The sequence below is a fragment of the Ruminococcus sp. RTP21204st1_B2_RTP21204_210225 genome (genome assembly GCF_040914135.1).
Lineage (GTDB): Bacteria > Bacillota > Clostridia > Oscillospirales > Ruminococcaceae > Hominimerdicola > Hominimerdicola aceti.
Window position 1 is genome coordinate 1 of record NZ_JBCPGA010000121.1, and the last position, 1,280, is coordinate 1,280.

General features: G+C 42.5%; 1 protein-coding gene. It reads right to left on the reverse strand.

Annotation, left to right across the window (positions count from 1 at the left end):
• On the reverse strand, window positions 1–1,013 hold a 1,013-nt coding region (locus AB5123_RS14385; protein WP_368365008.1), incomplete at its 3' end, for an IS66 family transposase.
• Between the last annotated feature and the right edge of the window lie 267 nt (window positions 1,014–1,280).

Sequence of the window (1,280 nt, forward strand, 5' to 3'; positions counted from 1 at the left end):
TTGGTCAGCTTGTTGTAGCCTGCATAGCCGTCGGTGTGCACAAAGCCATCGTAGTCTCCAAGATACTTCTTTGGCACGTCGCCAGACCTCGACTTGTTGTAGTCATAGATCACGATCTGCCTGTCCGAATGCTTTCCAGTGCGGTACACCCACATATATTGCTTGCTTTCGGAGGAAACGTTTCTTTCCTTGAGGACCTTAACGTATGTTTCATCGCAGTGAAGAACTTTTGGCTTAAGCATTTCTTCTTTCAATCTGCTTACCAGCTTTGAGAAATAATCCTCACTGCATCTGATGATCCAGTTTGCCATGGTCGTTCTGCTGAGCGAGTATCCGAGACGTTCCCAGTCTTTTTCCTGACGGTACAGAGGAGTGGCATTAACATATTTCTGATAGATCACCCACGCAGCCGTTGACGCAGACGCCAATGAGTGAGGGAGCACAGGTGCGGGAACTAATCCGTGAAGAAAAACAGGCATATTCTTTTTCTCACACTTCTTGCAGCCGTAGGTCAGACTGTAATATTTCTTTACGATCAGCTTTGCTGGGATAAGCTCTACCTCTTCACGAACATATTTCTTGCCGATAACTTTCATCTCCGAACCGCAACGAGGACATTTTCTTTCTCCATCGGGAATGGTGCAGGTGATCATTTCTGTTTCGATGTTTCTGATCACCTCGTCACGCTTGGTCTTAGGATCTTTTCTAACATATCCCTTAACAGTTTTCTTTACAGGTTCTTCGGCCTTTTCATCACATTCCAGTTCGGCTTCATTGAAAAATGACTGCTGGTCCTCACATTCGGTTCGCTCGCTTGATGCTCCGAATATTTTATGCTTAGAGAGTATCAGCGCTTCAAGGAAGATATGATTATCTTTTCTGAGACATTCATTTTCGACCTCTAATTTGTCTATTTTCTTATCACGCTTTTTAATCTCGCTTTTTAAACGGAGATGTTCTTTTTCAAGTACAGCGATATATTCTGCGTCTGTCATATTACCTTTTTCTATCACTGTACTCACCTCCAAAAACAAGAAATCCACTACATCTATTATACCGCAAAAAGCCCGAAAAGTCCAGCGTTTCAGGACGTTTCGGGCATAGAAATATTATCAACCTATATGTTCATTTTTTCTGTTGAAAACTCAGCACACTTTTCCTTTCTTTGCAGGTTTAATGGCTGTTTTTTGATCTATCGAAAGGCCTTCCATCAGCCAGCGAAATTCTTTCTGAGTTATCAACTTAGCCTCATTTGAATCTCTCGGCCATTTGTATTTTCC